General features: G+C 52.7%; 6 protein-coding genes and 2 pseudogenes. All 8 read left to right on the top strand.

Annotated elements, in window-relative coordinates:
- Nucleotides 1–269: 269 nt before the first annotated feature.
- Complete coding sequence (locus tag B5F29_RS16160; protein WP_162608460.1) at nt 270–479, top strand: hypothetical protein; 210 nt, start codon at nt 270–272, stop codon at nt 477–479.
- A gap of 14 nt (nt 480–493) precedes the next feature.
- A complete protein-coding gene (locus B5F29_RS16155; RefSeq protein WP_330397650.1) occupies nt 494–1,810 on the top strand; it encodes a DUF6138 family protein in 1,317 nt (438 codons plus the stop codon).
- 155 nt (nt 1,811–1,965) lie between these two features.
- Nucleotides 1,966–3,348 (top strand): DUF6138 family protein, encoded by a 1,383-nt coding sequence (locus B5F29_RS16150; RefSeq protein WP_087155611.1) that lies wholly within the window; start codon nt 1,966–1,968, stop codon nt 3,346–3,348.
- A gap of 18 nt (nt 3,349–3,366) precedes the next feature.
- Nucleotides 3,367–4,459 (top strand): annotated as a pseudogene (locus B5F29_RS16145) (ankyrin repeat domain-containing protein).
- A 48-nt stretch (nt 4,460–4,507) separates the two neighbouring features.
- Nucleotides 4,508–4,858 (top strand): hypothetical protein, encoded by a 351-nt coding sequence (locus tag B5F29_RS16140; protein WP_242955705.1) that lies wholly within the window; start codon nt 4,508–4,510, stop codon nt 4,856–4,858.
- Nucleotides 4,859–4,961: 103 nt separating this feature from the next.
- Nucleotides 4,962–6,113, top strand: a complete 1,152-nt coding sequence (locus B5F29_RS16135) for a hypothetical protein (RefSeq protein ID WP_087155610.1) — start codon at nt 4,962–4,964, stop codon at nt 6,111–6,113.
- 34 nt (nt 6,114–6,147) lie between these two features.
- Nucleotides 6,148–6,996, top strand: a complete 849-nt coding sequence (locus B5F29_RS16130) for a DUF2262 domain-containing protein (RefSeq protein ID WP_087155609.1) — start codon at nt 6,148–6,150, stop codon at nt 6,994–6,996.
- Nucleotides 6,997–7,021: 25 nt separating this feature from the next.
- Nucleotides 7,022–7,147, top strand: a pseudogene (locus tag B5F29_RS16515) (DUF5713 family protein); the annotation flags it as partial.
- Between the last annotated feature and the right edge of the window lie 359 nt (nt 7,148–7,506).

Here is a 7,506-nt window from a genome sequence, read left to right as displayed (position 1 = left end):
TACTCATGATGAGCCTCCTTCTACTGCTGTCAGAAGGAGAGATAACCATACCATGGATGTATGAAAGAGTAAATATCAACTGTGCAGAAGTAAACGCTACTACCCGTAGGAGAGGTGGAATTTAAAATTTCATTTTTGGGTTTATTGCCAGACTGATAAAACATTTCCAATGATAAGTGTCTTATGATACAATATACTATATGTTTATGCCTATAGGGGAGGTGCTGCTATGGGCAGAGTTCTCAGACAGCCGCCGGCTGTCCTTAGAAATGAAAAAACCATTTCAGCTGTCGAAGACACCACATCAGCTGGCAGATGTGGCGTCTCTTTTACGGCCTTTTTCTGTCCTGCGTTCGTCTGCCCTTGCGGCAGTGCTGCGCAGGGCATTTTTTATTGCAAAACAGGAGACAGAAAAGATGAAGCTAAAATATAATTGCCCCGGCTGCCACATCGTATCTATGCAGCACCAGCAGACCTGAGAGGAGAGCATCACATGAATTTACCAAAGCGCAACAGTGTAGACGGGCGCTGTTACTGGATGAAGCCCGAGGTACAGGAGGAGCTGCAGCCGCTCTTTGACCAGTGCATCCAGGACACCATTGACGGCAGGATTACCCGCCTCGACTCTCTCTGGCCTCCGGTAGTGGTCAGCAGCGAAGGCGCACCCTTTGAGGTGCACGATCTGGTGAGAAAATGGTCCGAAGTACAGCGAGCCGAGACCCTGGATGCGGAAAAGGCCATTGCCTTCAGCGAAAACCTGCGCCGCTTGAGTCGGTGGGGTGAAATTGACTACTATTTACGTGGTCTGTTGGAACAGGAGCTGCAGGAGAAGTATTTTGTCGTGACAGGCCGTGAAGATGACCACCGCTGGAATCGGGAGTATTCTCTGAAACCTGGCATCCGTGCGGAGGAGGTCCCGGAGCCGCTGCTGCGTTTTGCCTGTTATGTGGCGGTGAATTATAAGGTATATGGCATGAGTTTTCAGTATCTGGATACCAATTACCTCTTAGGATTGGTCGAGAAAGTCCGGCCGGATATGGTGAAAAAGCTGAAAGAAAATGGAACCGGCAGGCTGCCGCTCCACCTGCAAAAGAGGAAGACAGATTACTTCACCGCATCGGCCAACGATGCCTTTGCCATCATCCGCATCACCGCCAGGGACAGCACGGAGGAATGCTATGGCGAAGTGCTGGATTATTTGTGCGAGCTTCTGGAGCAGGAGGACTTTCCGCACAGTTACGCTGTGGAGTTCAAAGGGCCGGAAAAGAGGTATCTGCCCATCACAGGACTGCCTAAAAAGGGAATCAATCAGCTTTGCGCCTGCGCCGTTCAATATCCGTCCCTTCATTCTCTGCTGGAACGGTATGCCCGGCTTGCAATGCGGCAATATGAGCAGTACACCAATCTCAGCGATGAGCAGTGTGCTCTCCCTGGAAGTTTTGCCGTGTTTGCTCTGGGAATGCTGGGGCAAGAGTGGCGGCAGCTGGTATGGGATTATTTCGGCCTTTGTGATGACGAGCACTCCCGCTTACAGGAAAAATTTCTCCGGGAGTATGTGAAACAGTTCGGCTTTACCGCCGATACAGTCCCCATTTTTGCCCGGGGTGTGCTGTCCATGCAGAACATGAAGTATTCCAAGGACTATGCCGCATGGATGGCAAACGCAGAAAGCCTGGACGCTCTGCTGGAGGCAAAAGTCCATCTGTCCGAGATCGTGCCAAGCGGTTTTTCCTCCGGCGAGGATGACGATGATGACGAGAATGAGGAACCCATCCAGGAAACAGAAGCCAGCCCGGAGGAAGTGCTGTAATACGCATGGGATACGGTCTGCTATGTGATCTGGGGCAAAGCCAGCGCCAAGGGTGGTCAGAAAGTGGTGGAAACAGCTCCGGAGGAACTGAAAGAGCGCTGCCGGCAGATTTTTATTCCAATAACGGAGAGCCTGGAAGAAAGAGGTGGCCTGCTATGAGTTTACCGAAACGAGACGGCGTACATGGCCGTTATTACCTGATTCATAAACCGGATACGGACCCCGAAGTGCTGGAACAAGCCGATCAGTGCATCCAGGATGTGTTGGATGGAACCGCAAAAGAAAACCATTCCGGCTACCCGGTGGTTGTTCGGAATCAAAACGGAACACCCTTTCTTCCCAGCCAGCTGCTGGAGCGGTACCTGTCCAAACTGCCATTGAAAGGATTTCCCTATGAGGAAGCGGTTGTATTCTGCGATGCCCTGCGGCGGCTGGCAGGCTGGAAGGAGATCGATCACACACTGGGACAATACATCGAACGCCAGGTGCAGGAGCGGTATTTTAAGGTTGGAGAGAAAGAGGATTACTTTTCAGCTTACCCGCCCTGCACCGTGTGGCCCGAGCTGCGGCCGGAGGATGTGGACGAAGGCCTGCTGCGCTTTGCCTGCTATGTGGCGGTCTGTTATACGGTATATGGAGCCAGCTACGACTCCCTTACCACCGAGCACATTCTCGGCCTGGTTTCCCAGCTCCGCCCGGATATGGTGAAGCAGCTGAAAACGGGCGGCAGCGGCAAATTGCCAAAGGATATCCAGCAGCGTAAGACGGAACATTTCACCTCATCGGCCAACGATGCGTTTGCCACCATCCGCATCACCGCCAGGGACTCCACTGAGGAGTGTTATGCTGAAATCCTGGACTATCTGTGCGCGGTGCTGGAGCAGGAGGAATTTCCCCGCAGTTACTCGGTGGAGTTCCGTGGGAAGGAAAAACTCTATCTGCCCATTCCCGGCTTACCCAAGAAGGGAATCAATCAGCTCTTTGCCTGCGCTGTGCAGCACCCCAAGCTGCACCCGGCTATGGCGCGATACGCTCGGCTGGCTATGCGGGAGTTTGAGTGGTACCAAAACCTCGCGGATGAAGCCTGCGCGATGCCCGGCACTTTCGCCGTGTTTGCTCTGGGGCTGGAGGGACCACAGTGGTGTTCGCTGGTGTGCGACTATCTGGATCTATGTGATGATGAACATTCCTCTTTACAGGAAAAGTTCATCCACACATTTTTCAAAAAATGCGGATTTACCGTTCAGACACTCCCTGTATTGATCCACGGCGTCCAGTCTATGCAGGGTATGAGGCCGGCTAAGGAGTTCCGTACTCTAATTGCCAATGAGGAGAGTCTGAACGCTCTGCTGGAGATCAAGGGTCATTTAGAGGACTACCTGCCGGAAGAAAATTGCCAGGACAAAAGATCCCAGGACTTTCTCTGGCAAGATGTGCTCTGGGGCATTTGGGGGCAAGCTGCACAAAATGGCGGCGGTAAGGTGATCAAAGCAGCACCGGCGGAACTGAGAGAACAGTATCAGAAAATTTTTCAATAGGATGGCAGGAGGATTCAGATGAGTGAAGTAAGCTATTCAAATGTACCTCCTATGATGGCTGCCATCAGAGGCGGCGACATTGAGACACTTCGTTCCCTGCTTCATGCTGGGCATTCTCCCAATGAGCCGCAGTGCTATCGGGTAACGATTGGAGCGCGGCCGCGGGAGGAGGAAACCTCTCCGCTGGAACTGGCGGTGCTGGAAAACCGGATGGACATGGTGCGGCTGCTGATCGAAGCCGGAGCGGATTTGACCCATAACCCGGAAGAATTGATTTACGGCTCCCTGCGCAGTCGAGACCTGACCCTTTTTTCTTTTCTGATCAATGCAGGAGTCAGAATTCCCGCAAAACAAGAGGACATCTACCGGCTGTTTCTCCATCTGGAAAATCGGCGTGATCTTGATGTGCTCTCCATTTTGGACAGGCTGGGTATGGATTTGAAACGATACGGCGGGGAGGCCCTGCGCAGTATGGCGAGCCAGGGGAATCAGATGCTTGCGGAGTATCTGATTCAAAACGGGGCGGATATCAACTACCACAAGCCGGACATGGTGTTCTCCTACGCTTCCACTCCTGTCACCGAAGCGGCACGGCACAACGATTTTTCTATGGTGCGCTGGCTTGTGGAGCAGGGCGCAGACATCACCATTTCCGATAAATACGGCGACCGGCCCTACACCGTAGCGGTGCAGAACAAAAATCAGGAAATGGCCGCCTACTTAAAAGCTCTGGAGCCGGAGGACTGGCACAACGAACAGGAAAAGGTGCGTCAGCTCATGCCTTACAAGCTGCCTGCCAAGCTGGTGGAATACTTAAAGACCGGCCCCTTGCGTCTGGAATTTCCGGAGCGGGAGCTGGTGAAATGGGCGGAGCTTTACCCCTACATGGATGTGCAGGAGATGACCTGGAAGCGGAAAAAAGCTGCTCTCACTCATGGCGAAGATGGACAATTACAGCGGCTATCTGCTGCTGTGGAGCCCCAGGGACAAAAAGCTGTGGTATCTGGACATCGAGCATGAGGAGTTTCATCCGTTAGCCAAATGGGAGGAATTTATCGTTGACCCCGGAAAATATCTCAATGGAATGATTGAGGGCGAGTTTGAGGAATGAGGAGAGATCCAATCCTATATCATAGATAGCGACGAGGCCCCCGGACTGGTGGCAGCCCGCGACCCGGAGAGCGGCGAGGAGTTCGTCATCTTCGACGGTGGGAAACATGGCTATGATAATATGTTCTGCGATGAACACGATCCAGCCCAGCTGGAGCACCGTCCCCTCAAGCGGTATGAGATACCCACCTCCAAGCTGGTGCTGGAACTGGGCTACAATATCGACTATGAGGATGAAAAAGAGGACTTCGAGGTGGACGAGGCGGATACTGTGGAACTGATTAGCGGTGAGCGGATGCCCTGGGAGCAGGTCAAGCGGGACGGCATTGACTACATTGCGCTTTACTATGTGAATGAGAAAGGAAAACAGGTGCAGATTCTGGATGCGGAACTGGCATGAGTACAAGCAGCAAAAAGGAGTGACACAAGGTGGAACCGGTATACTGCACCGCTGTTTTCTGGCGCGGCAGGGATAGATTACTGAGGAAGGAGTGCAGACATAGATGATGACTTTGGAACAACTGCCCCCCAAGGGCGTAAAGCGAGAACAGGCCATTTTGGATCTGGGCAAGGAGGAAGCCAACGGCGAACTGCTTCTCCAGCTTGTGAATACAGAAAAGGGCAAGTGCAAAACGGCTGCTCAAAAGGCTTTGGCGCAACTGGAGTATGACCCCGCTGCCCCGCTGTGGGCCAAGCTGGTCAAGGGCAAATGGATGGGCAGCCATATCATGTCGGATGCCTGCTCCGACTGTGTATCGGAACAGATCGCCCCTGTCATCCTGAAAACCCTTTCCCATCTGCTGGATGAGGCAGATACAAAACCACTGAATCAAGAACAGGTGGAACAGTTTCGATTCTGTATCGCTCTGATGTTGGGCAAAGCCTCTCCCAAGATGCTGGAGGTGTACCGTTTCCTGGCGGAAAACACGGAGCGGATCGCCAAACTTGAACACACCCCTTTTTATGACGGTGACGATTGCACTTGCTGGCGGATCACCGATGGGCTTCAGCTTTGGGATGCCACACCCAGGGAAATGGAGAAAATTCCCGCCCTGGTGCTGACCTCCTCCCTGATCCGCAGCCCGGATGAGCGGCTGCAGGCATTGGCTGATGAGCTGAATGAACGCTACGGCGGCAGCTGGATGATCCCGGTCTTTATGAAGTCGATCATCACCCAGCCCAAAGAGCAGGTATATGAGACCTATTCGCCCCTCCTGGGCACTCCAAAGGAGATTTATCTGTTCAATGCTCTGGGGTTGCTGGATTACCGCAGCTATCCGGAGGACTGGACATTTGAACGCTCCGGTCCTGATGGACTGCGCGCGCTCATTTTCTGGGGAGATTACAGCTACGGAACCTATGACACAAGGTTTACGATTGAACGCTATGTGGATCTGGATGAGCGGTGGCTCTTTGATCTGGCCAAAGACCCGGAGGGCCGCAAGCCCACTGTGACCTGGCAGACCTACAACCGAGGCGGCGTTCTGTACGAAAGCTACGACGAAATGTTTATCAGCCTGCTTCCCCGCAAGGTGGAAAACCCGGAACTCAGGCGTGTTCTGCGGGATTACTTCCATATTCGAAGTCAAAAGGTGAAAGTGGAAGAAAGTATCACGGTTTACAAAGACGCTGTCAAGCGGTTTGGCGGTGAATGAGAATAAAACCGTGCCGAAAAGAGGAGAAGGCACAATGTTTGAAGAATTTTATCAAAAGTATGAAACCCAGGAGCAGGAAGTGATCGCCCTGATCCGCAAGTGCCTTGGGGCTGGGCACCATAAGGGTGATAACGGCGATTTTTGGGACATGACTGCCATTACATTGGGCATGGTGTTCTGCAACACTGGCAAGGTCAGCATCAAAGAAGGTCGGCTGAAGTGGCCGGTTACGGAGGATGAGCGCAACAGCGAAAAGGGCTGGAGGCGTTTGCAGCAAGGGCAGATCTGCCGTCTGAAGGTACGCCGACTTCTGGATGAGTTGGTGCCTGAACATACCACTCCGGAGCAGTTCAACTGTTGGGCTGTTATAGAGGTGCTGGAGCCTTCCGTATCCTGTCCGCAGTTGGAAGCAGTATGGGAGGAATACCAGAAACCCGTACATATTGAGGATGAAGTTCTGGGAACTCTGAAGCTGAACCGGGATTTTGGGCTGCTGGATGGTGAAATCTTGTGGAATGAAAAGGAAGTCTCCCTTGCACTGGAAATAGACCTGGAGGATGAGGAAACCTGGGATACCGCCCGCAGCATTGCCCACAAAGTTATGGCAGACCGCGAAAGTTGGGACAAATCCATGCGTGAATTTGCGGCAAAGGAACTGACCGAGTTGGCCAATGAGTGGCAGGCAGATGACGATGAGAAGGAAAACGCTGATCCCATTACAGAAGAAGCATTTGCCCAGCGCATTACCTTGTCAGAACTGAGCCTTACATATGAGGGTGACTTTACGGCCTATTTTGATGATGACGATATGTTCTGGGGACATACCGTTGAAGTCTGTGGCTCTCTGGAAAATGGGATAGAGAGCGCCAATATTGCAGGATAGCGGGCACACCAGACGAAAGCCCGGTGACGAAAATGACAGCGACCTTGAAACGGTGGCAAGGGAGTGTATGGCGGCAGATGTGGCCTACATTTTGGAGTGGTTCGGCATCCCGATTGACATAGAGGAGGCTATCCGGGAACGGGACTGGTGACTTTTATGAAAATGGAGCACTCTTTTTGCACCGCCGTTTTCTGGCGCGGCGGAGAAAGATTGATCTGAATGGACTAAAACCGGATGCGGTACGGTGTCTGTCTGTGACTGGAGAGCGGAAGGTGGATCTGTCCTTTCTCCGAGATCGTGAAGCTGCTGCGGAAACTGCAAGAGAAATGAGGAAAACAACATGGCACTACAAGATAAGAAAATAATGCCTCCCCCTTGGCTGGCCCACCGGGAGATCGAGCGATACTCTATTGGCTGGCGCATGGGCTATGGGGAGGATTACATATACCGATTTGGCGATTGGCTGGACACCCTCTCCCCGGATGAGCGGACAGAATACCGCACCCTCTT

The organism is Lachnoclostridium sp. An196 (assembly GCF_002160135.1).
Lineage (GTDB): Bacteria > Bacillota > Clostridia > Lachnospirales > Lachnospiraceae > Hominiventricola > Hominiventricola avistercoris.
The sequence above is the reverse complement of the archived record's forward strand: the minus strand, read 5'-3'. Positions and strand labels throughout refer to the sequence as shown.

Excerpts from the sequence above, each read along its gene's own strand:
- B5F29_RS16160 (WP_162608460.1), top strand. The coding sequence starts at position 270 with ATGAAAAAACCATTTCAGCTGTCGAAGACACCACATCAGCTGGCAGAT.
- B5F29_RS16155 (WP_330397650.1), top strand. The coding sequence starts at position 494 with ATGAATTTACCAAAGCGCAACAGTGTAGACGGGCGCTGTTACTGGATG.
- B5F29_RS16150 (WP_087155611.1), top strand. The coding sequence starts at position 1,966 with ATGAGTTTACCGAAACGAGACGGCGTACATGGCCGTTATTACCTGATT.
- B5F29_RS16135 (WP_087155610.1), top strand. The coding sequence starts at position 4,962 with ATGATGACTTTGGAACAACTGCCCCCCAAGGGCGTAAAGCGAGAACAG.
- B5F29_RS16130 (WP_087155609.1), top strand. The coding sequence starts at position 6,148 with ATGTTTGAAGAATTTTATCAAAAGTATGAAACCCAGGAGCAGGAAGTG.